Source organism: Flavilitoribacter nigricans DSM 23189 = NBRC 102662 (assembly GCF_002646595.1).
GTDB classification, from domain to species: domain Bacteria; phylum Bacteroidota; class Bacteroidia; order Chitinophagales; family Saprospiraceae; genus Flavilitoribacter; species Flavilitoribacter nigricans.
The window spans coordinates 48,279-72,406 of the sequence record NZ_PDUD01000018.1; the positions used below are offsets into that span (position 1 = coordinate 48,279).

Sequence of the window (24,128 nt, forward strand, 5' to 3'; positions counted from 1 at the left end):
GTGGGCTTTAGCTAAAAGATCGATTCTGGCCGAGTGCCCGCACAAAATCACTGACCAGATAAGCGATCAGTTTTCCCGTCGTAGGGTCTATCAGGCCGTTATCCAGACGTACCGCTCCTTCGCAAATGTGTAAATAGGCAACCGGCGCTTTGCTCCCGCAAAGATGGAGGTATTGCCGCGCCTGGGTGCTGGTAATTCCCGAAGGGCTCATGGCACTGGACAATACACCGGCTATGGCGTCCAGATCCAGTTCAATGCCGGTCGTGCCGGATCGCGTAAAAGCGATAGCTTCTAGTACTGCTTCCTTAAAACTGCACCTTTCTTCCAAAAATATCTCTTCCCAAAAGCAATAGTGGATGTTCGCTTCTCTAGCCATCTCATCGATGACGTTTGCCGCATTGTAATTGCGATGCAGGCCGATCATGGCGTATTTTTCCAAAATGCCCTCATCAAACGCGTAGCGGAAACCGTTGCCACTGTGCCTTCCTTCCCGCCGGCGAAAATCGGAATGGGCATCCAGATTGATCGCATCGAGCTTTTCCGCCGCTATCCTGCCGGTGCGATGGTAACCGCTGGCCGCTCCCCGCAAAATGGGATAAGCATTGTTGTGCCCACCGCCGATCACTACCGGGAAACACCCGGCGGCAACGATCTCATCAACCTGCCCGGCGACTGCCTGGTCAATCAAATTGACGGCTTCCCGCAATGCTGAAACCGATTCGGAATGCTTCAGATGTTGCAGATCACTGCAATCGAGATATCCATAAATACAGGTCTCCGCACCGCGGAGTGATTGGGTAGATTGAAGGTTGAGATAAGCCGGAAGAAAGGCGTTCCAGGCGGTAGTGGCCCCGCCGGTGCCCAGATTGGCCCGAATGCCGATGTCTTCCGGAATGCCGATGATGGCCAGGCGGGAATGATCCAGCCCTTCCGCGCCGGCAGAAACGATTTCGCCGATCTTGGTTTCCCCGGGGCGGACTTTGGTGAGCCGTTTAACATCTTCCTTATCGTAGATCTTCCACTTCGGCATAAGACGGATAGCTTTGGTGTACGGTTTTACCATTGATGATCACCCGGTCCACCCAATTGTTCCCGAAGGCATAAGGCAGGTAAGCCAGACTGGGTACAGGTTTACTCAGGATGAGATTGGCCTTCTTCCCCGGGGCAATACTGCCGAGTTCATCCTGCACCTCCATGGCGCAGGCGCCGTTCAGGGTCAGGGCATTAATGCCTTCTTCCGGCAGCATGCGCATCTGAATACAACTTAGCGCCAACAGATAAGGAATGTTCCCGCTGGGTGCGGATCCCGGATTGTAGTCGGTAGCGAGGGCCACTCCCAGTCCGGCATCGATCATTTGCCGGGCCGGCGGATAATTCATGCGCAGGAAAAAGGCGGCTCCGGGTAGTAAGGTCGGAATGGTATTAGAGTCCCGCAAACTCGCGATCTCTGCTTTCCCAATATTTTCGAGGTGGTCAACGGATAAAGCGTTTTCGTCTACGCCCAATTGAACGGCACCGAAATTATTCAGTTGATTGGCGTGCAGTTTCGGTCGCAGACCGAATCGTTTCCCAGCCTGGAGGATCCTGCGGGTTTCCCGCAATTCGAAAAATCCTTTTTCACAAAATACGTCGATGTAATCAGCCAGACCTTCCCGGGCGATGACCGGCAGCATGTCTTCGATGATCTCCCGGATATAGGCCTCTTTATCTCCCTGTAGACGGGAGGGAATAGCGTGGGCACCCAAAAATGTGGACTTGATCGTTATTTCGTGATCGGCACGCAGGCGCTTGATCACCCGCAACATTTTTAATTCGTCGGCTACCGTTAGCCCGTAGCCGCTTTTGATCTCCACCGCTCCGGTGCCGGTCCGCATAATCTCCTGCAAACGCTCTTTAGCCGAACGGTAAAGCTCTGCTTCGGAGGTTTGTTGTAAGGTGCGGGCCGAATTTTGGATTCCGCCTCCCCGAGCTGCGATCTCGGCGTAGGTTAGCCCCTTAAGCTTGTCGACAAATTCCGACTCCCGGCATCCCGCGAATACCAGATGCGTATGCGAATCGCACCAGGCGGGCAGCACCAGGCGGTCCAGGGCATCCACAACCTCCTCGTCCAGCTGATCCCGCAATTCTGACATTGGGCCAAAATCTGCGATCCTGCCGTCATGGATGCGGAGGTAGGCATTGGGGATGGTGGGAAGCTGAGCCATTGCCTCGCCCCGGAGAAACTGATTTGCGGTGTGGGTCCCGAGCAGCTGTCGGATATTGATCAAAAGCATATTTTGCGGAACTTATGGGTGGTGATAACATGAGTAATCCTGAATTTTTTTAGGACTCAAAAATGTCCTCGTATAGGTTAAACATTCGTAGAAAAATAGTAGAATTCCTTGTTTCTACCTCAGCGAGGTCGGAAAACGCTTATCCAGGCTAAATTCTACGAATATTCGACCTCTCTGAGGTCATAGACTGCCTTTTATATAATCCGGGATGATTCATGTTATACGAATGATTTAATGGTCCAGGCGGCTGTTCAGATCCAGGCGATGCGCTTTGGCGGTCGTTTCCGCCAGCTTATAACCAGCATCAGCATGACGGATCACTCCGAGCCCCGGATCGTTGCGCAGCACCCGGCTGAGTTTTTCGGCGGCGGCATCGCTACCGTCGGCAACGATCACCATTCCAGCGTGAATGGAATAACCCATACCTACACCGCCTCCGTGGTGGAGGGAAACCCAGCTTGCACCACCGGCCGTATTCATCAGGGCATTCAGGATGGGCCAGTCGGCTACTGCATCCGAGCCGTCGAGCATGCCTTCTGTCTCGCGGTTGGGAGACGCAACCGAACCGGTATCCAGGTGATCCCTGCCGATGACGATGGGGGCTTTGAGTTTGCCCTGGCGTACCAGTTCATTGATAGCGAGTCCGGCACGGGCTCTTTCGCCCTGTCCCAGCCAACAGATCCGGGCGGGTAGTCCCTGGAAGGCTACTTTTTCCCGGGCCAGTTTGATCCAGCGGTGCAGCGATTCGTTTTCGGGGAACAAATTTAGCATCAGTTCATCCGTGGTGTAGATATCTTCCGGATCTCCGGAAAGCGCGGCCCAACGGAAAGGACCTTTGCCTTCGCAGAATAAAGGCCGGATAAAAGCCGGCACAAAACCGGGATAATCGAAAGCGTTTTTAACGCAGGCTTCCTGGGCTCCGGCACGCAGATTGTTGCCGTAATCAAAAGCAATACTGCCCTGTTGCTGAAATTCCAGGATTAGCTCAACGTGGCGGGCCATCGACTGGGCCACCAGCTTGCGGTAAGCTTTCAGATCCTCCTCCCGCAGTGCCAGGGCCTTTTCGGCGCTGATCTGAGCGGGGTAATACCCGAGATCCGGATCGTGGGCGGAAGTCTGATCCGTGATCAGGTCCGGAGTGATGTTTCTTTCCAATAGCTGTTCCAGCAAATGAATGATGTTGCAGCGCACGCCGATAGAACGGGCTACGCCGGCCGCTTTAGCTTTCAGCGCTTCATTGATCGCCCGGTCAATGTCGTTGTAGGCCACATCCAGATACTGGGTTTCCAATCTTTTATCGATCCGCCAGCGGTCAACTTCTGCCACCAGGCAAACCCCTCCGTTCATGGTAACGGCCAGCGGTTGAGCACCACCCATGCCTCCCAGACCGGCGGTAACGCTCAACGTGCCCTGCAGGCTGCCCTGGAAATGCTGGCGCGCCGCTTCGGCAAAGGTTTCGTAGGTCCCCTGCACGATACCCTGGGTACCGATATAGATCCAGGAGCCGGCCGTCATCTGGCCGTACATCATCAGTCCCCTTTTTTCCAGTTCGTTGAAATGGTCCCAGTTGGCCCATTTTGGTACCAGCTGCGAGTTGGAGATCAGCACTCTAGGTGCTGCCGGATGGGTAGGAACCATGGCCACCGGTTTGCCGGATTGGACCAGCAAAGTTTCGTGATTTTCCAGGACCTTAAGGCAACTCAGTATCCTTTCGAGGGATTCGTGATCGCGGGCCGCTTTACCACGTCCGCCGTAAACCACCAGGTCTTCCGGTCGTTCGGCGACCGCCGGATCAATATTATTGAGCAGCATGCGATAGGCAGCTTCCTGTTCCCAGCCTTTGCAGGTGAGCTGAGAGCCGGTCGGGGTCGTATGTTTTACTTTATGCGGGGTGGTCGACAGGGTGGTTTCCATATTCTGATAATTTTAGTGCGGTGATAAATTGACGGCTACGTTCGATATCTTCGGACAGGATCCGGTCTTCGGCGATGAAGGGCACCTCTTCCCGAAAATCCTGTAAAAGTTTTTCCAAAACCGGAGCGGTCCGGCCCGGACGGCGGAAGGCCATGGCCTGTCCGGCGGTCAGCAATTCAATGGCCAGTACCCGTTCTACATTTTCTATGATCCGGAGGCATTTGGTGGCGGCATTGGCGCCCATGCTCACGTGGTCTTCCTGGCCATTGGAGGAAACAATAGAATCCACGGAAGCCGGACTGCAGAGCTGTTTGTTCTGACTGACTATGCTGGCGGCGGTGTATTGGGGGATCATCAGGCCGGACTGTAGGCCCGGATCCTGTACCAGGAAGGCGGGCAGACCACGCTGGCCACTGATGAGTTGGAACGTTCTTCGTTCGGAAATGCTGGCCAGTTCCGCCATGGCATTGCCCAGGGCATCGAGACTGAGCGCCAGCGTCTGCCCGTGGAAGTTTCCACCGGAGATAATCAGGTCCTGCTCCGGAAAAATACTCGGATTGTCGGTGACACTATTGATCTCGCGGATCACCACTTCCCGGCAATGTTCGAAAACATCGCGGGAGGCTCCGTGCACCTGGGGGATGCAGCGGAAAGAGTAGGGGTCCTGTACCTGGGATTTGGACCGCTGGCTAAGTGGACTTTGCCGGAGCAGATCCCAAAGTACGGCCGCCACCCGCTGTTGGCCGGGATGGGGGCGGATCTGGTGAATAGCCGGATGGAAAGGCTCCGGACTGCAGTCGAAGGCATCGCAGGATAGGGCGGCAATCCAGTCGGCAAGCGCAAGCAGCTGGGCCGCTCGTACCAGGCAATAAGCGCCGTAAGCGCTCATAAACTGGGTGCCGTTGATCAGGGCGAGTCCTTCTTTAGCCCTAAGAGCAATCGGGTCCAGGTCCAGCAGATCACTCAACTGATCGGCGGGGATACAACGCCCCGCCGGATCACTTACCCGGCCTTCCCCGATTAGCGGTAGGCTGAGATGGGAAAGGGGTGCAAGATCTCCGGAAGCTCCGAGGGATCCCTGGGTAAAGACCTGCGGATAATACCCGAAATTGTACAGATCGAGCAGGCGTTGAACGGTTGCCAATTGTACGCCCGAATGTCCCTGGGCCAGGGAGTGAGCCTTGAGCAACAACATCAGCCCCACGATCGGCCGGGGCACTTCATCTCCGGTACCACAGGCATGAGACCGCAAAAGGTTGTATTGCAACTGCTCGATCTGCTGCCGGTCGATCTTCACGTGCTGCAGGAAGCCAAAACCGGTATTGATCCCGTAGAATGCCCGATCGGTGGTTTTCAGTTTTTGGTCCAGATAGTTCCGGCAGTTGCTGATCTTTTCAACAGCATTCTCGGACAATTCTACGGAATAGGAGTGTTCCAGCAGAGACCTGATCCGGCTCAGATCCAACGGCTGGTGTCCAATAGCGTAAATGCCGGCTTGTTGTTCAAATTGGACCATTCGTTATTTGGTTAGGTGAGTACGGCCATCGGGAGGCTTCCGGCCGTAGTCAGGTTCTACCGGCAAAGTTCGATTTATTTTTGTATAACTGAAAATAGCATTAAATTGCTTTATTGATAACTAAAAGTGATCAATGGAGCTTAGACAATTGAAGTATTTTCTGGTGCTGGCCGAGGAGCTGCACTTTAAAAGAGCGGCGGAAAAGTTGTTTATCGTACAGCCCGCCCTGAGTAAGCAGATCAAAAATCTGGAAGAGGAAACGGGGGTGAAATTATTCGATCGGAGCAAACGAAAAGTGGAGTTGACCGAAGCCGGCAAGTATTTTCGGGACGAAGTAAGCCGGCTGCTGAAGCAACTGGAACAACTCAATAACCGCGTCCGACTGGTGAGTGAAGGAGAGTTGGGAGAGATCCGGATCGGATATGTCGGGTCCTGCATCCATACCTTTTTGCCCGATATCATCAGCCGGCTTCACGAAAAATATCCCAACATTCATCTCTATCTCGATGAAATGACCTCGAGCGCACAGTTAAAAGCCCTGCGCAGTGGTGCACTGGATCTGGCCTTTTGCCGAAACCCGGACCTGCCGGGACGTTTCGGTCGGCAACTCGTCTTCGACGAAACTTTTTCGATCGTTTTACCCGGAGGGCATCCGTTGCGAAATGAAGATTTTCGTTCCGTTGCCCAACTGGAAAACGAAGCCTTTATTCTACCTAAACAATCCGATGGGAACGATTACTTTCGCCTGCAGTTGAGTATTTGCGAGGAAGCGGGTTTTACGCCCAATGTGGTCCACGAAACGGTGCACGGTCATACGGCGCTGGCACTTGTTGATCAGTCTTTCGGGATCTCCATTCTGCCTACTTCCTTTCAGCGCGTAACTTCCGCCGATGTGCGCTTCCTGGAACTGCGGGACATTTCCCAACGTTCGGAAATAACCGCCGTCTGGGACCGGCAAAATCCCAATCCGGCATTGCGAAAACTACTGTTGCTTATACAAGAGAACATTCCTGGAGAGAAACATTAACTACCGTCGCTCTGCACCTCCAATTCTACCAGCGTTCCGCTTAGTACAAAATGCACAAAAGTGCGGACTGAGGGCTGATTGAAAGCGATCTGCAGGGCGGTTTTAGTGAGATAGAGCCAGGGAGCCAGTTCAATGGCTTTATTATCCCGGGCCCGCCCGTCTCCGGGAAAACCGCTGTATTGGATTAGGATCAGTCCGGATGGGCTTTCCAGTACCAGGTCGGCAATAGTCGTGAAGTTCCGGCCGCCGTGGTGGTGCCGGATCGGGTATTTCCGATGATCATTTCCCACCCGAAAACCTTTGTCCAGAAATTCCCACCAGCCATCAGCCCGCTGGATCAATCGCTCACTTTCCAAAATATCCTCACTAATATCGAATCGCGCCAATAATTCCGCAGCCATCAGCTGGCGATCTTCCGGAGCATACTTATTTCGGTCGGCGGTCAGGAAGGCTTTGACCGCTTTGGCGATAAGGTAGGCATTTTCTTCCTCAGCGAGGTCCAGTGGTTTTTGATAGACCTTGGTATTGATGATGCGGCCGTTGGCCGTGATGTCGTTGTTGCCGGCATTGAGATCGATCTCGTAGGGGATCTGTGGCTGCCGTCCGGCCCGGGGCGCCTGAAAATTAAGTTGAGTTTGCTGTGTTTCCTGGTAGCCGAAATCACGGGGATAAGGCCAGACCCGGGTGTCCATATCCAGAAAGTGGCCTTTCCAGTCCCAGGGGGATTCGTGGGTATGGTGATCCAGGGTAGGAAAGTCTTCCCGTCCGTCGTGCCACACCCGGTTCAGCCACTGGGTAGGGCGGTGGCCGCTGGGGAAGATCAGGTAGTCGCGGGCGCGGGTGAGGCCTACGTATAGTAAGCGGGCTTCTTCCTGCAGCGCCTGCTGGGTTTTCTGCGCTTTATCCGTACCGGCATCGATCTTTTCAGCCAGCGGAGTATTCCGGAATTGGTCGGCGTAGGGATTCACCCAGTAACGCAACCAGCGATTGCCGAGAATATTGTCCAGATCAACGGTGTCCGTTTCGGGAATGATCTCCACGCCCCAGACTTCCGCGCGAAGTTTCCCTTCCAGGCTGTGGCAGAGTACGATGGGCCATTCCAGGCCTTTACTTTTATGATAAGTGAGTACCTGCACGGTATCGGGACCTTCGCCGGAACCCTGATCGTCATTCTGGCCGCCGGCCAGTTCATTCAGGTAGAGCAATAAGCCACCCAGCGAGGCTGCCGTGTGGAGGCGATTGCAGGCCTCCTCGTATTGGAGTGCGTATTTTCGGAGGGCATCAATGTTGTTGAGTCGCTGCCGGGCATTCCCCCAGCTGACGATGATCCGCCGGAGGTCCAGTTCTTCCAGCAGCAGATCGAGGATCTCCGCGCTGGAGAGCTCTACCACCTGTTCCCGTAGATCGTTCAGGGACCGAATGAAAGGATTGTGGGCCGCCCAGGCTTCGCGTCGACTGTGTCGCTGGGCTTCTTCTCTGGCTTTCAGAAATGACGCCCGGCTTTCGATGATCTCCTCGATGGGCATTCCGCCCGCCAGCAGCAATATCTCAGCGATGGAGAGTGAGTCGTATTGGTTAAGGATGAATTTCAGACAGGCCAGGATCAGCTTGGCTTCCGCCGTTGCCACCAGTCCGGAACGGGAAATTGCCGCTTTCAGACCGGCCCGGTGCAGCGCCTCCGCTACCAGCTGACATTCGTTATTGGAGCGACAAAGCACCGCCACATCTCCGGGCTGCGCCGGCCCCCAGGCGTTTTCGTCCTTGGGAAATACATAGATCTTTTCGTCCAGTAATTGCTTTATGGATTCGGCGATACAGTTTTCCATCCAGGGGCGTCCCGGAGGGCGTCCTTCTCCGTCGTATTCGAAATGCCAGTGCTTGAGGGCCAGGCCGGTTTCCGTGGGCTCATCCGTTTTATTTGCAGTATCGGCATCCGCTTTTTTGCGCCTCTTGGGCTGCAGGGCCACCTGATCTTCGGGTAATTCGCTGAACGCTTTGCAAAAGATGGCGTTGGCGGCCAGTACCAGTTCTTCCCGGGAACGCCAGGAGAATCCCTGAATGTTTTCCGGTCGAATGCCACCGGTCTGTTCCACAATGGCCTGCATTAGGCGCGGTTCGGCACCCCGGAATCCGTAAATGGACTGTTTTGGATCTCCAACCCAAATGGAATGGCGGGCAAATTGGGACAACCTCAAAAAGATCTCCAACTGAATGGGACTGGTATCCTGAAATTCATCCACCAGCAGCAGGTCGAGTTCCTCCCGCAGGACGTTCTGTACCTGGGGATGATCCAGCAGACGCTTGATGAGCACCTCCATGTCGGTATAATCGATCAGCCCGCGCTCCTTTTTGTAACGGTCGTACTCCCGCAGCGCCTCGATCCCGATATCGAAAATATGGAAAATAAAATCGCGGATATCCTGCTGAAATTGCGGGTGGCCGGTATGACTGAGGGCAAATTCCACCAGGTCGGTTACATCATCCCGGCTTTTGGCGCCTACACTGAGTTTGCCGATCCGGACCCACTGGTGCCAGAATAATTCACCCCTTAATTTTAGCTCTCTGAGAAAGTTCTTGAGCGTTTGGACTTCTGATGCCGTCTTTTTGGTACTGTCCTCGTTCTGTTCGAGCGCGTAGATGGTACTGCCCAGCAGTTCTTCCAGTCGAGCTGCATATTCCCCGGCCGGCCGGTCGGATACAGGGCCCAGGTATTCCCGGAAACTATCAAAAGAAAGTTGTTTACTCCTTTCCAATACCTCAATGGAAAAATCATTGGCCCGGGCGATATCGGTCAGCTGTTTGACCTCTTTTCGCCAGTCGTAATATTCCCGTTTGTGCAATCCGAGGCGGTCACTGAGGCCTTCCACCGTCGCTACCCGCTGGGCGGTAAGGACCGTTGCCAGCGCCTGATTGAACATCAACTGCTGGTCTTCGTCGGCAATGATATCTACTTCGGGCGATACACCCGCTTCAAAGGCGAAGCGGCGCAACAACTTTACACCCAGTCCGTGGACCGTACCGATCAGTGCATTGGTCAGTTGATCGGCCTGTTCGGTCATGCCCTCCTCCAGCAATTTGACCCGGACCCGCTCCTGCAATTCTGCAGCCGCCTTGCGGGTAAAAGTCGTCGCAATGATCCCGCTGGCCCTGACGCCTTCCCGCAGCAGCCGGACCATTTCCTGGGTAAGGCGGTAGGTTTTACCGCTACCGGCACCGGCGGAAATGATCTGAATGTTGAGTTGGGTCATGGATCTTCGTTTTTTGGAGTGAGGGATCAGAGGAGAAGGTCAGGCGTTTAGAATTTGTTCTTCCACATCATACTTTCCACGGGACGGACGGTGCGCTCGTTGTACTTGGCGTTCTGCTTTTTATTGTAGTAATTGATAATGTCACCTTCTACCTGGAAATAGATCAACTGGCCGATGGGCATACCGGCGTAGACGCGGACCGGATGGGTGCAGGAGATCTCCAGGGTCCAGGTATTGCAGAAACCCACGTCTCCCTTACCAGCCGTGGCGTGAATATCAATACCCAGCCGGCCGACACTGGATTTACCTTCAAGGAAAGGCACGGCGCTGTGGGTTTCGGTGTATTCTTCGGTAACCCCCAGATACAGGGTATTGGGGTGCAGGACAAAACCGGTTTCGGGGATCTCCAGATGTTCGATCTCATTGTGGCGGCGGGCATCGAGAATGTGGTCCTTGTAGATGGCCAGGTATTTGCCCAGGTGAACGTCGTAGGAATTGGTGCCCAGACAGGTCCGGTCAAAAGGTTCGATCACAATTTCACCGGATTCAATGCTTTGCAGAATACTCTTATCGCTGAGGATCATTAACGTTAATTTTATGGAGCGACAAAAATATCAAAAAATCCCGGTTTTAAAGTTGCTAAACAATTAGAGGGTATTTGTCCAGGACAAATACCCTCTAACCCGTTTAGTGATTCGGGATCAGCCTAAGCGCCCCGACTTATTGGCGGAAGAAACGCTGTTGGGCGCTGGTGCCTCCGTTCGTTACCCGCAGTACATACATGCCGATGGGAAGTTCTTCTACATCCAGCGTGAAAGTACTTACCTGCTCCACCATATTTTCCTGACGTCCGATCAGCCGGCGCCCGGAAAGGTCGAATACCTCAATACTGATGGCTCCTTCGAGGTCAAGATCTTCGAACAGGGCCTTGAGGTGGATATTCAGTGATTTGCTTACCGGGTTTGGATACAACTGTAATTTGAGACGGTTGGTCACGGTATTGAAAGGTACCTGGATCACGTAGGGTGAACCCGGTCCGACCCGCTCAACCATCACAAAATTCTCAGACAGTACAAAGCATCCGGAACTCATCATAACCTGTCCCAGGGTATCACCCACTTCCGCGATCACTTCACCGGAGTAGGAGAGTCCCCATACCCGACAGATGCCTTCGCTGGCTCCTTCGAAATCCTGCGTATCACCGGCGGGAACACCGAGGATGGCGTTGTTTTCGTCGGTAATCACATAAGTGTAGCTCACGCCGGAAGTGCCGGTGCTGTCGAATGCGATCACATCTTCGATACCATCACCACTGATGATACTGATCTCCGTTTCACCGTCTTCCGTGCTCACCGTGCCACCATCGAAGTGATCGTTCACCAGACTGATGTAATTGGCGGATACCGCGGAACACTGGTCGGATAACTGTGCTTCCAGGATATTCATGCCGAATCCAGCGATGAAGTCACCGGTGAAAGACACACCCCACACGCGGAAAAATCCGGGATTCGCTTTGTTGAAATCTACGACATTACCGCCAATATCCGGGATCAGGATGTTGTTCAGCGTATCGGTGATCACGAAGCGATAGTTCGGATCCGTGCTGGTGGTTTCAAATGCTCCGATATCTCCCATACCATCGTCCAGACAAACGTACAGTGGGTTGCCGAAGGCCGAAGTGATCGTACCGGCATCCAGCGGCGGTGTGCGTTCTACCTGCACAGAGTTGGTGGAAAGTTCGTAACAGCTGGTGGCCAGATCTACCTGGTCGAGGGTATCGCCGACCTCAAAGTTGAGAGAGCCGGTGTAGGAAAGCCCGTGTACCAGATAATCGCCCACTTCATAAGTGTTGAAATCCACCGTGCCTGCTTCGGCTGTGCCCAAAATGGCGGAGTCCGGAGTGGTAATGATATAGGTGTAACCGACAATTGCGGTACTGGTTGTCGCAAAATCAACGATGCCGCTGGTGCCGCCGATACACACCCTAAGATCGGTGCTGCCTTCACTGTCGCTAATCATACCGCCTTCGGGCAGCCCGTTGATCAGGGTGATGTAGTTATCGGAAGTATCGTAACAGCTGTCAGAAAGCATCACCGTGGTAATATCCATGCCGATCGGCAGGGTAGGGGTACCAATATAGGCAACACCCCAGATCCGCAGCGTGTCAAAAGGAGATCCTTCCACATCGATCGTATTGCCGTTTACTTCGCCGAGGATAGAGTTGGTTGCGGTCGTGATCAGGTATTGGTAATTGACCTGCGGGTCATTATTACCGTTTTGGAAAGTGATCGGGTCCGCCACTCCATCGCCGGAGCAGACATATTCCACGTCGGTAGATCCGCTACCGGTGAAAATCGTGCTACCGTCCACACTCAGACGGTTCAGGGTAATGAAGTTCTCGCTGATGCTGAAGCAATCGCTGGACACCGGAACGTCATTAATATTGTCTCCGGGTACCGCAATGATCTCGCCGGTGTAGGCCATACCGTAGATCCGGCAGATACCGCCTACGGCATTGTTGAAGTCAAACTCCGTATCCGTGATCGCAGCGATCAGGAAACCGGATTCATCGGTGATCAGGTAAGCGTACTGGGAATTGGACGCGCCTTCTACACTCAGTTGTACAACATCGGCAAAAGCGTCTCCCACGCAAAGGGTTAGGTTGTCACCGCCAGGAGTGCTGATCGTACCGGCATCCGGTGTATCCCGCACAACGGAGAGATAGTTGCCGGAAAGATCGAAACAGTCATCGGATAAGTTGGCCTGAGTGATGTCATCACCGGTCTGCACCAGCAAATCACCGGTATAGGCCAGTCCGTAGATCCGGCAGGTACCGAGATCCGCCTCGTCAAAATCGAAGCTGGGCTCGGTGGTAGACATCAACAATTCATTGTTTTCATTGGTGATCAGGTAGATAAAGCTACCGGGGAAATCGCTGTCGCTGCTGAATTCCAGCAGATCGGAGCGTCCGTCACCCGGGCAGGTATACTGGATATCCGAACCATCGGCGAAAGTCATGGCGCCGCCGGTTGGCGTTTCCCGCACTACCGTAATGAAGTTGTCGGAAATGCCCCAGCAATCGTCAGACAGTGGATCCTCGGTGATCAGCGATCCGGACTGGATGATCCAGTTGCCGGTAAAGGCAACACCGTAGACCCGACAGTTGCCCGGTTCGGCAAAATCGAAGTCGTATTTGCCGGTGAAACTCACATCCAGCACGCGATTATCTTCCGTAGTGATCAGGTAGATATAGATGCCGGGATAGGTAGAGTTGGTGGTAAATTCCAGAATGTCGGACTGGCCGTCACCCGGACAGGTATAGATAATGTCGTCACCGTCTACGAGATCAATGGTCCCGCCAGTGGGTACTTCGCGCACGACCTGGAGGAAGTTCTCGGAGAGCGAATAACATTCGTTTGAGAACAAAAGGGTATCGGCCTGCTCGCCGACCGGTGCATTCAAGGTGCCGGAATAGGCCAGACCCCAGATGCGGCAGATGCCTTCCGGAGCTCCGTCAAAATCGAAGTTGCTTTCGGTGGTTGTAGCTAAAATAATGTTGTCAGAGTCCGTGACCAGGTAAACGTAGCCGTCGGAAGAAAAACCATTGTGCAGGTAGGTTAGTACATCCGGGTTGCCGTCGCCGGGACAGGTGAACTTCTCCGTTCCGCCTCCGGTGAATTGCAATTGCCCGCCGTTCACTTCTTCCTGGCGGATGGTCGCAAAGCTGTTACTCAGATCGTAGCAACCGTCTGATGGCGCAATATTCGTCAGAATGCTGCCAAAGGGAACATTCAGGGTGCCGGTATAGGAAAGCCCCCAGATGCGATATGTACGCGGAGCAAAAAGATCAAAATCAATGATGCCTCCGTTCACCGTGGAGAATACGCGGTTGTTCACGTCGGTTACTACCAGCACGTAAGGCTGATCGGTAGCCGTAGTGGTCGAAGTAAAGGTAAAGGCATCGGGAATATCGTCATTGCCGCAGGTCAGGGCCTCGGTGTCGCCGTTCAGGATGGTCAGATCGCCACCGTCCACGACGATCCGTTCCACTTCGATAAAATCGTCGGAAAGGTCAGAACAGCCGTCCACCAGCGTGGCGGTCGCCGCATTATCGCCGGGCTGGGCCATTAATACGCCTTCGTAATTGAGTCCCCAGATACGGCTGGTACCTTTGGGCAGGTCGGATAGTGGGATGGCCTCTCCTTCAATGATCTGCAGAATATTATTATCGGTATCGGTTAGCAGGTAAGTATAGGAAAACTCGGCATCGCCGGTATTACTCAGGTTGAGAATGGTCTGTCCGAAGGTATCCGGGCTGTCGCAGCCGGTGAAAGCGTTCGAACCGTCCGCCAGGGTTACTGAGCCGCCTTCGGGGCGGATCCGCGTAATGGTGATGAAATTTTCCGAAACCTGATAGCAACCGTCGGTCAGATCGGCTTCTTTGAGTTCCTGGCCGATGACAGGCAGGATGTTTCCACTGTAGGAAAGTCCACGAACCCGGAAATCATCTTCATCGTCGAATTCATCGATGGAGATCAGATTTTCCGTATAAATGCCTTTGATGAAATTATTGTCGCCGGTCAGGATCCAGGCGTAGCCTTCCTGAGCGGTGCTGGTCGTTTGGAAACTGAAACTATCCGGCAGTTCGTCGATACCGCAGGGGCGGACTTCGGTACTGCCATCGGCCAGCGCTACCTGGCCGCCGTCCACAAAGGTGCGGGTCAGGGTAATGAAATTATCGGAGATATCGAAACACCCGGTCTGCACGTCCGTGAAATCCGGATAAGTTCCGGACGCTCCGGTCAGTTCACCGGCAAAGCTGATCCCTCTCACCCGGCTGTTCCCCATGGGGAGCTCGGAAAGGTTGATCGTATTGCCCTCCACAACCGTGAAGGTCGTTTCGGCTTCATCGCTCAGTATATAAGCGTAGTTAAAGGTTTGGTCATTATCATTACCCAGTGTGATCACTACGTTGGTAGCTTCGGGGTAGTCGCAGGCCTGTACATCTTCCGTTCCGCCGTCGGCGGTGATGGTTCCGCCTTCCGGCTGGGTGCGTACTACGGATACGTAATTGTCGGAGACGTCGTAGCAGCCTTCGGCCAGTTCGGTTTCGTGAATGTTTTGTCCGGCTTCGACGATCAGACCGCCGGTATAGGCAATACCGTAAACGCGGCAAACCCCCTGACTGGCATTGGTGAAGTCGACGTTGCCGTCTTCACTGATGCTGAGCAGTTGGTCATTCTCATCGGTCACCAGGTAGGCGTAGATGGGTTCGTTCACTTCACTGGTAGTGAAAGAGAGCAGGTCGGGCAACTCATCATCCGTACAGATGTATTCGGTGCTGCGTCCGTTGCCGGATTCCACCGTGCCGCCTTCGGGTACAATGTTCAGAACACCTATATAGTTGGGCGAAACGGCCGAGCAGACCGAAGCCAGATTGCTGTCAAATATATTACCGCCCTCCTCAGCTAACACCAGGCCAATGTAGGAAAAGGCATATACCCGCAAATTACCGCCGGGTAAACCGTCGAAAGATACCTTATCACTGATGCTGACGCGCAAGATGGTTCCATCTTCTTGGGTGACAATAAAACCGTAGGGCGTATTTACCCTACTGGTACGGAACCGGATCCACATGATGGCACCGGGTTCACAGGTGATCGTCGTGTCTCCCTCGCGCACCGCAATTTCGGCGGGCACGCAAAGCGAAGAGTTCTGAGCCTGTACCCCGTAAAAAGACAGGAAACATAGCGCCAAAAGCGTGTAAAATCTGATGAGCTTCATAGAATGACGTTAATTTTCTAGTAATCTAAAAAAGACAGTTGTGTTAATAAAAAACCGGCCTGGGTAAAGGGGAGTAGATGGGGGTAGGATAATAAAAGAATACAGACTATTGTGTTCTACGCTACAAACTACATATGGTTTCTAATAAATGCTAAATTGGGTCTAATTGATCCGTTCCTCACGGTTAAATGAGGGAAGGGTACGGTTTCTTGACTAAAAGGCGAGTGGATGTAAAAAGACTATGTTTTGATTAATTGCAGACGCTAAATTATCACAATTTTCCGGACTAGGAAAAAAATAGCCACTTTTTTAATATGTTTTCTTTTTAAATTAAAAAGATCTTTAACATGATGGAAGTTTCGTAGAATAATTCTAATTTTATCCTCCTCACAACTATCTATAATAGCAACTACGAGAAGACCGTTTTAAGCTCAATAACTACTCAATTTACAAACCGGATTGTGTAGCTACTGCTTATCCCTATGGTAAAAATGACGTTAAATAATTGGTGTTTTTTCTCCTTGCTGGGAGTTGTTTTGGTACTTGGCGCACCGGTGGAGTCCCTGGGTAATAACCCGGAAGGCCCCGGAATACCTAAGTCTGAAGGACCTCCTAACAAAACAATTCGTACGGAAGTCGGCCTCACTCCCGAGGAACTGGTCCGCAACGTATTTGTTGCCGGCACCTGTGATAATATCAGCAAGATCAAAGGACTGGGAAATCCCGACGGGATAGGGTATTTTGAGAATGGTAATGCGGCGATCGGATTGGATCGGGGCATTATTTTGGCTACCGGGCCGGTGGCTTACGCCGCAAATTCGAACAGCGCCGGCGATAAAAGTGGCGATTTTGGCGACAAAAGTGGTGATAGCGACCTCGGTAAGCTGGCTTCTACTTCCATCCGGGACCGCGTAGGCCTGGAATTTGATTTTGTTCCGCTCGATTCCTTCGTGACTTTCCGCTACGTTTTCGCCTCGGAAGAGTATTGTGAGTTCGTGGGCAGCAAGTACAATGACGTATTCGGATTCTTTGTCAGCGGCCCCGGAATTGAGGGCGGTTTCACCGGAAATGCGGAAAATGTAGCGCTCATCCCCGGGTCGGCGGATTATGTTTCCATCAATAACGTCAACCATAAAAAGAACAGCCAGTATTACATCGATAATACCCGGAATCACGATGCTGAACGCTGCGGATTCCCCTATGTAGCCTCCGAACGGGAAAAATACATCGAATACGATGGGTTTACGGTACGATTGACGGCGCGTCTCCGACTGACTCCCTGCGAAACCTATCATATCCGCCTCGTAGTAGCCGATGTGGCTGATAATTTTTACGATTCGGCGGTCTTCCTGGAAGCCGGTAGTTTCGACCTCGGTGGCCAGATCAGTGTAAAAGCGATCACGCCCTCGGAGGAAGCCGTATCCGAAGGGTGTAGCGGTACTTTTTTCGAATTTAAAAGAGATAATCCTTCCGTTGAGTTCCCGATGAGCGTGCGTTTTCGGCTGACGGATGAGACAACCGCTGCGGAAGGAACCGATTTCGGTGCTTTCCCATCCTTCATCACCATTCCTGCCGGTCAGCGTACCGTGCGACTGCCAATAGAGGTCTTCAACGATGCGCTGGTAGAAGGCGAAGAAAAAATTGCCATAGAATTAGATATACCCTGTGCCTGCTATTCCGACGGGGCGGAAGTCCTGATCGACGATCCGCCGGATCTGATCGTGCAGTTGGATGATCTGGCAATCTGTCCCGAGCAAACGGAATACCTCATTCCCGAAGTCTCGGGCGGGAATCCGGGTTATCAGTATGCCTGGAGCGACGGATCTACTTCCGACCGACTGCTGATCGAACAGATCCAGGAGGAGCCTTATTATTTGACAGTTACCGATCAGTGCGGCCACGAGATCAGCGTATCCGCCAAAGTTACCCCGACCCAACCACCGCGTGCGACCATCTCGGGTATACAGGGCATTTGTGCCGGGGATACAGCCAGGATAGAAGTGAACTTTACCGGTATCGCGCCCTGGAACTTTACCTATAGTATCGACGGAGAGCCGATCGCCCGGAAAGAAGGTATCAAATCCAATCCGTACTTTCTGGACGCTACCCGCGATGGGGATTACGAGTTGATCGAGTTCTCGGATGCCGGTTGTAGCGGTGAAGTGCAGGGCCTGGGCTCCGTCAGTGTCTATGAGATCCCATTGGGAGCCGAAGCCAGTCCGGTAAGTTGTGCGGGCAGTTCGGATGGCCGGATCGTAATTGATCTGACGGAAGATTTTCCACCCTACCAATACAGCTGGGAGGAAGTGCCGGGTAATACCTCCAAAAATTTGAATAATGCTTCAGCGGGAGATTATACTTTTCGGGTACGTGATGGCCGTGGCTGTTCCAGCTCGATCCGGGTGAGTGTGGAAGAACCGCCGGCATTGATCTTCCCAGAACTGGATTGCGAGTCCATCCGGGACGGAAGCTGGCGACCGGTGGCGACCGGTGGCACGGGACCCTATGACTATTACCTGAACGGTTCCGGGATCAGTGTTGACGTCCTGGCCCAGAGTCTGGAAGCGGGTAACTACTACGAACTGGAAATTGTTGATAGTCGCGGATGTACGGTAACCGATAGTTTACTGGCGCCATATCTGGGAGAAAGTTACGTCAGCCTGCCGCCATCGATCAGTCTGCTGCTGGGATCGGAATACCAGTTGATGCCCGATCTGAGTCTGCCCCAGAACCTGCTGGCCGGCGTGAGGTGGTTGCCGGGAGAGAATCTGTCCTGTGACGATTGCCTGAACCCTTTTATCGAAATGCTGGAAGATGGTAACTATACGATCCGTGTGATCGATAAATTTGGATGTACGGATGAAGCGACTTCCCAGATTATCCTGAATACGGAATATCCGATCTTTATCCCCAATGTATTTTCTCCCAACGGTGATGAAAAAAATGATAGATTTGGCGTGATGTCCCACGCGGCCGTAATAAGCCGGATCCTGAATATGACCTTGTATAACCGATGGGGGAACCAGATCTTTCAGGTCCGGGATGTGCTCCCGGATGCCATCAACGCAAGCTGGGACGGTACCGCCGGCGGACGCCCGGCGCCTCCGGGGATCTACGTTTATCAAATGGAAATAGAACTCGCTAACGGAAGGACTAAAATATTGACGGGCGACGTTCTATTGCTGCGATAACCATACCGACCGAAGCGCCTTGGCAAGCCTGATGGGGTAAAATGGTCAGGACCAAACCGTTACTTTGCGTCGGGAACAGCTGCCTGTGACACACGGCAGCTGGTTCGCTGTAGAGAATTCAAACAATATGCTATGAAGAAAATCGTGCTGCTCTTTGCACCGCTCTTACTTTTGACTCCCTTATTCGGACAAAAGGATTTTTACAAAACCTACGAGTTTACGGAAGCGGATACCCTGAGGGGCATGTTACGACCGGAAAGAACTTGCTATGATGTTACCTTTTACGACATCAATATTCGCATTGACCCCAACCAGCAGGAACTGTCCGGTTGGGTGGACCTGTTCTACCGGACCGTTGAAGATTTCTCCCGCCTACAGATCGACCTCTACGAAAACATGGACCTGGACAGCATCAGTTTTCAGGGCAGATCACTGTCATTCGAGCGCCGGCACGATGCTATTTTCGTAAACTTTCCGACCGAACAAAAAAAAGGGACCAGTGGTCAATTCCGGATCTTCTACCACGGTAAGCCAACGACCGCGAATAATCCCCCCTGGGACGGCGGCTTCGTCTGGAGTAAAGACCGCCGGGGCCGGCACTGGATCGGGGTCGCCTGCGAAGGCGATGGCGCCAGTCTGTGGTGGCCGAACAAAGATCACCTGTCAGATGAACCGGATAGTTTATCCATTCGGGTTTCGGTCCCAAAAAATCTAAGCTGTATTGCCAACGGCGAATTGCGGAAGAAGGTCGATCAGGGCGATTACCAGCGCTGGGATTGGTTCGTATCCTATCCGATCAACAATTATAACGTCACGGTCAACATCGCCAATTACACCCATTTTTCCGATACTTATCAGGCAGCGGACGGCGAGGAGTTGTCGCTGGATTATTATGTACTGGATTATAATGAAGAAAAAGCGCGGGAACATTTCGAGCAGGTTAAACCGATGCTGGCGTGTTATGAGAAGTATTTCGGCAAGTATCCCTTCTGGAACGACGGTTTTGCGATGGTGGAAACTCCCTACCTCGGCATGGAACACCAGGGAGCCATCGCCTACGGTAACCGCTACATGCGCGGATATCTGGGAGGCATGATCCCGGCCGGAATGGATTGGGATTACATCATCATTCACGAAACCGGGCACGAGTATTTTGGCAACAGCATCAGTTGTAACGATCTGGCGGAGATGTGGATCCACGAATCTTTTACTACTTACATGGAGGCTCTTTACGTGGAGTGTGAATACAGCTACGAAGATGCCGTCGGCTATCTGGTCAGTCAGCGGCCGTACATCGATAACGAAGAACCCATTCTGGGGCCGAAAGGCGTCAATTGGGAAGACTGGTCCGGCAGCGATCATTACTACAAGGGAGCCTGGATGTTACATACCCTGCGGCATGCGCTGCAGAATGATGAACTGTGGTTCGATATCCTGAAATCCTTTCACCTGGAACACGCGATCTCCAACGTGACCACGGAAGATTTTATCCAGTGGGTCAATGATAAAACGGGAGCGCAGTGGGACGCCTTTTTCGAGCAGTACCTGGAATATCCCGAAGTTCCTACTCTTGAATACCGGACTACCGCGGTTGGTAACGATCTGAAAGTGGATATCCGCTGGGACTGCGCGGTGGAGGAATTCGCCATGCCGGTCCTGCTCGGAGATCCGGAGGACTGGGAAATGGTTCGCCCCACCACCTATTGGCAATCCGTTACGCTAAAAGACATCGACGAAAAAACCTTTGAGATCGCCACGGATCTTTTCCTGATCAGGACGAAACGGGCGAAGTAGCCATTGTCGGCAGTGCAAAAAGAAAAGTAGCTCCCTGGTTGGGTTTACTGATCACCCGGATCGTGGAATTATGTAGATCCATGATCTTGCGGGCAATGGCCAGGCCGAGCCCCGTACCGGTACTTTTCTCTTTCGCCGGTTGAGCCGATTTGCGGTACCGTTCAAAAATAAAGGCCTGCTCGTCTTCCGGGATCCCGGGCCCGGTGTCCGTCACCCGAACTTCCACCTCCTGTCGGTTGGCGGTAATGGCGATGGTGATCACACCTCCTTCCGGCGTAAACTTCAGCGCATTGTCCATCAGGTTTTGCATGACCCTTTCTACCAGGCCAACGTCGGCAAAAACCATCGGCAGGTCCGGACGCATATCCAGATTGATCTGCACGCTTTTCTGATCAGCCAGGATCTGGAACTTATTTCTCAGATCATTGGCCAGTTCCGTAATAAAGAAGGGTTCCTTTTCCGGAGTGATCTGCTTGGCTTCCAGTTTGGAGTATTCGAACAACTGGTGAACCAGGCGGCTGAGCTTATGGCTGCTGCTCAGCACGATATTCAGGTATTTGTTTCGTTCTTCGGGGTTCAGTTCATCCGCTTTGATCTGCATGGTCTCGATGTATCCCTGCATGATCGCGAGCGGGGTACGGAGATCATGGGATACGTTAGCGATCAATTCCCGGCGCAGGTTCTCCACGGATTTCAATTCCTCGATATTAGCTACGATCCTGTCGGCCATTTCGTTGAAGGTTTCGGTCAATACGGGCAGGTCCTTGCCGGTGGCCGCCGGTATACGAGCCTGCATATCGCCATCGCGGAAACGGCGCACCGTCTGGATGGTGCTCGTCAGTCGCCGGGTGAAATAGCGCAACGCCAGCAGGCCGATCACTACGGCCCCAAGAAGCGTGAGGAAGAAAAGATTCCCGCCCAGCTGAAACAATCGACTTTTGTAAATGGAAGAGGTAACCTGAGCCTGTTTTACACTGGCCAGAATGATGTAGGCATAGCCGTTTAGTTTACCGTCGTGATGAAAAGGCGCGGCGGAAAATACCATCTTTTCATCCGGGATCCGGGGATTATCCCCCACGATCACTTCGTCCTCTTTTTTGTTTAGAAAGCGTTGGATCGGAGCAAGATCCACTTTATCGAGTTTCACATTTTCTTGCGGCACCACGTAAGTGACGATTCCGCCGAGGGTATCGAGCAGATAGACCTCCACGTTGGGATTGATCACCATCATGGAGTGCATGATCTCGTGCAGCATGGCCGTATCCACCGAACCGTCCGCTTCGATCTTCGGCTCGGTTTCTTTAACCAGGTGTTCGGCAATCGAGCCGTACAGGCGCTGGTTGGCCTCCTGAAAATATTTTTGTTCTGTATAGATGGTAACCGCCACGTAGGCAATCCCCAGCAGCACCAATACGCCGAGAAAGGTGAGGGAGATCTTCCAGTATAATCGATTAGTGAAGAGATTTTTCAAGGCCTTTGAGTTAGTTTAGCGTCATGTCTCGTTTTGTAAGGGAGGTAATTGGTGCAAAACGACTGATGACTAATTTGTAAACAATTCTTCATTGAACCGGTAACCTACTCCCCAGGTCGTAAGGATGAACTGTGGATTGGAAAGATCGGGTTCAATTTTGGCGCGCAGACGATTGATATGTGAATTGACGGTATGTTCGTAGCCATCGAAATCATATCCCCAAACTAAATTGAGAATACGGGTTCGATCGTAGCTTTTGCCGGGATTGGAAGCCAGTAGCGAAAGGAGGTCAAATTCTTTGGGCGAAAGTTCGATACGCTGATCACCGACGGTAACTTTCCGCATATCCAGGTCAATGGCGAGCTGACCAAAGTGCATGCGGCGTTTCTTTCCATTGGCATCCTTTTTACTCATCATCTGGGTGCGGCGGAAAATAGCCTTTACCCGGGCGATGAATTCACGAACGCTGAAGGGTTTGGTGAGATAATCATCCGCACCAAATTCCAGACCCAGCACCCGGTCGATCTCTTCGGAACGGGCCGTTAGCATCAGTATGGGCGTGATGATCTCCCGGGCCCGTACCTGCCGGCAGATCTCCGTACCCTCCATTCCGGGGAGCATCAAGTCCAGGATGATAAGATCGTAAGAGGGATCGAGGGCTTTCTGGAATCCATCCTGTCCGTCGAAAGCGAAGGCCACTTCGCAGTCGAGATCCCGCAAATGAATTTCCAGTAAGGCGACGATATCCCGGTCGTCCTCCACGATCAAGACCTTCTTTCTCATGACAATAGGGGAGTATTTGGTGATAGATAACTCCTGCAAGTTAGTCTCCAAATATCACAAAACTGTCACAAGGCAATCTTAATGGTGTGACGCGGACGTTTTTCGGGCGGGTTTTAACAGAAACCTGCCGATTGTCGCGTAATGGAGATCGACAATCGGCAGGATCGGGCTTAGGGTAAGGTGAAACGTACGCCAAATCTGGCGTCTACACTTTCCAGGCTACCCAGACGGATCAGGCCGTCGCCGTTGTTAAAGGCATTTACATTGCAGGTCATGGGCTCAAGGGCGATCGCGGTGCGATAGGGAGGAGTGAAAACCTGTAGGAAATTGTATTTATTATCTCCGGTTTCCTGCCAATAGCGCATTTTTCCCTTTTCGCCGTGGACGTACACGGATGCTTCCACCCGATCGTCGCGGAGGGCAAAGCAGTTATCCAGCGTGGTGCCTCCTAATGTTTTGAGTTCGGCAAACTGGTCGTAATCGTAGCGTTTCCCGTTGGGCAACATTCGCTGATCGATGGCCACCAGTTCGCAGGGCGGGAACTGGAGTTCCAGTTGATCGACTTTTTCGCCCAGATTGAAATAAGGGTGCCAGCCGAAGCCGACGGGGATATCCTGTTCACCATCATTCTGGAAAGCCATCAGAACAGTAAGTTGATTACGCTGATCGATGGAAAACTGGATGTTGAACGTAAATGGAAAGGGATAGGCCGGGTTATCTCCGGCATTTTGGTATTCACAGCCGATGGTAGCTCCTTCGGGGCTTAATTCGACCTGGGTGATCCGCATCGGTTCTTTAGCGCCGAAACCATGGAGGGCGTTGTTGGTGGCCGGGTCATTGATCGGGAACTGGTACGATTGCCCGTCCCATTCGTAAGTGCCGTCTTCCAGGCGGTTCGGGAATGGAAACAATACCACGTTTTTGGACCAGCGATTGCTGTCCATTTCCTGCGGGGTCTGGTAACCGTCCAGAATGGAAATGCCTTCAAAAACGAGATCCAGTACACAAGCTCCGTGGCCGGGTACCAATTCCAGCCGGTTTTTTCCATCCGGACTGCTCAAAGTGTGTTTCTCCCATTTTCCGAATGGGCTGATCTGGTGTTGATACATGCTTTAATTTTTCAGTGC

At 52.7% G+C, this 24,128-nt stretch carries 13 protein-coding genes; 3 read left to right on the forward strand and 10 right to left on the reverse strand.

Annotated elements, in window-relative coordinates:
- Positions 1-7 precede the first annotated feature (7 nt).
- From CRP01_RS11395 to hutH, 4 genes are all read right to left on the reverse strand, one after another.
- Positions 8-1,030 (reverse strand): formimidoylglutamase, encoded by a 1,023-nt coding sequence (locus CRP01_RS11395; RefSeq protein WP_222845709.1) that lies wholly within the window; start codon positions 1,028-1,030, stop codon positions 8-10.
- Positions 1,005-2,273: an imidazolonepropionase gene (gene hutI, locus CRP01_RS11400; protein ID WP_099150172.1), complete on the reverse strand. Its 1,269-nt coding sequence runs from the start codon at positions 2,271-2,273 to the stop codon at positions 1,005-1,007. Before hutI ends, CRP01_RS11395 begins: the two co-directional genes overlap by 26 nt.
- Before the next feature lie 231 nt (positions 2,274-2,504).
- Positions 2,505-4,187 (reverse strand): urocanate hydratase, encoded by a 1,683-nt coding sequence (hutU, locus tag CRP01_RS11405; protein ID WP_099150173.1) that lies wholly within the window; start codon positions 4,185-4,187, stop codon positions 2,505-2,507.
- Positions 4,156-5,703, reverse strand: a complete 1,548-nt coding sequence (hutH, locus tag CRP01_RS11410; protein WP_099150174.1) for a histidine ammonia-lyase — start codon at positions 5,701-5,703, stop codon at positions 4,156-4,158. The genes hutU and hutH overlap by 32 nt, the downstream gene beginning before the upstream one ends.
- A gap of 133 nt (positions 5,704-5,836) precedes the next feature.
- Here hutH and CRP01_RS11415 point away from each other — a divergent pair, with 133 nt between their 5' ends.
- A complete protein-coding gene (locus CRP01_RS11415; protein ID WP_099150175.1) occupies positions 5,837-6,730 on the forward strand; it encodes a LysR substrate-binding domain-containing protein in 894 nt (297 codons plus the stop codon).
- Here the strand turns inward: CRP01_RS11415 and CRP01_RS11420 are convergent.
- From CRP01_RS11420 to CRP01_RS11430, 3 genes are all read right to left on the reverse strand, one after another.
- Complete coding sequence (locus CRP01_RS11420) at positions 6,727-9,978, reverse strand: UvrD-helicase domain-containing protein (RefSeq protein ID WP_099150176.1); 3,252 nt, start codon at positions 9,976-9,978, stop codon at positions 6,727-6,729. The genes CRP01_RS11415 and CRP01_RS11420 overlap by 4 nt on opposite strands.
- A 47-nt stretch (positions 9,979-10,025) precedes the next feature.
- Entirely contained in the window at positions 10,026-10,562 is a 537-nt protein-coding gene (gene dcd, locus CRP01_RS11425; protein ID WP_099150177.1) for a dCTP deaminase, read from the reverse strand.
- Positions 10,563-10,698: 136 nt separating this feature from the next.
- Positions 10,699-15,762, reverse strand: coding sequence for a T9SS type A sorting domain-containing protein (locus CRP01_RS11430; RefSeq protein ID WP_099150178.1), 5,064 nt, complete (start codon positions 15,760-15,762; stop codon positions 10,699-10,701).
- A 491-nt stretch (positions 15,763-16,253) separates the two neighbouring features.
- On the opposite strand from CRP01_RS11430, the gene CRP01_RS11435 reads away from it, so the two are divergent.
- Both CRP01_RS11435 and CRP01_RS11440 read left to right on the forward strand, forming a co-directional pair.
- Complete coding sequence (locus CRP01_RS11435) at positions 16,254-18,953, forward strand: choice-of-anchor L domain-containing protein (protein ID WP_170110331.1); 2,700 nt, start codon at positions 16,254-16,256, stop codon at positions 18,951-18,953.
- Positions 18,954-19,085: 132 nt separating this feature from the next.
- Positions 19,086-20,747 carry a M1 family metallopeptidase gene (locus CRP01_RS11440; protein WP_099150180.1) on the forward strand — a complete coding sequence of 554 codons (1,662 nt, stop codon included), beginning with the start codon at positions 19,086-19,088 and terminating at the stop codon, positions 20,745-20,747.
- Here CRP01_RS11440 and CRP01_RS11445 read toward each other — a convergent pair.
- The 3 genes from CRP01_RS11445 to CRP01_RS11455 all read right to left on the reverse strand — a co-directional run bounded on the left by CRP01_RS11445 (position 20,725) and on the right by CRP01_RS11455 (position 24,110).
- Complete coding sequence (locus tag CRP01_RS11445; RefSeq protein WP_099150181.1) at positions 20,725-22,218, reverse strand: sensor histidine kinase; 1,494 nt, start codon at positions 22,216-22,218, stop codon at positions 20,725-20,727. The genes CRP01_RS11440 and CRP01_RS11445 overlap by 23 nt on opposite strands.
- Before the next feature lie 69 nt (positions 22,219-22,287).
- The gene (locus CRP01_RS11450; protein ID WP_099150182.1) at positions 22,288-23,001 is read right to left on the reverse strand and encodes a response regulator transcription factor; all 714 of its coding nucleotides are present in this window, start codon (positions 22,999-23,001) and stop codon (positions 22,288-22,290) included.
- A 170-nt stretch (positions 23,002-23,171) separates the two neighbouring features.
- Entirely contained in the window at positions 23,172-24,110 is a 939-nt protein-coding gene (locus tag CRP01_RS11455; RefSeq protein WP_099150183.1) for an aldose 1-epimerase, read from the reverse strand.
- Positions 24,111-24,128: the final 18 nt, after the last annotated feature.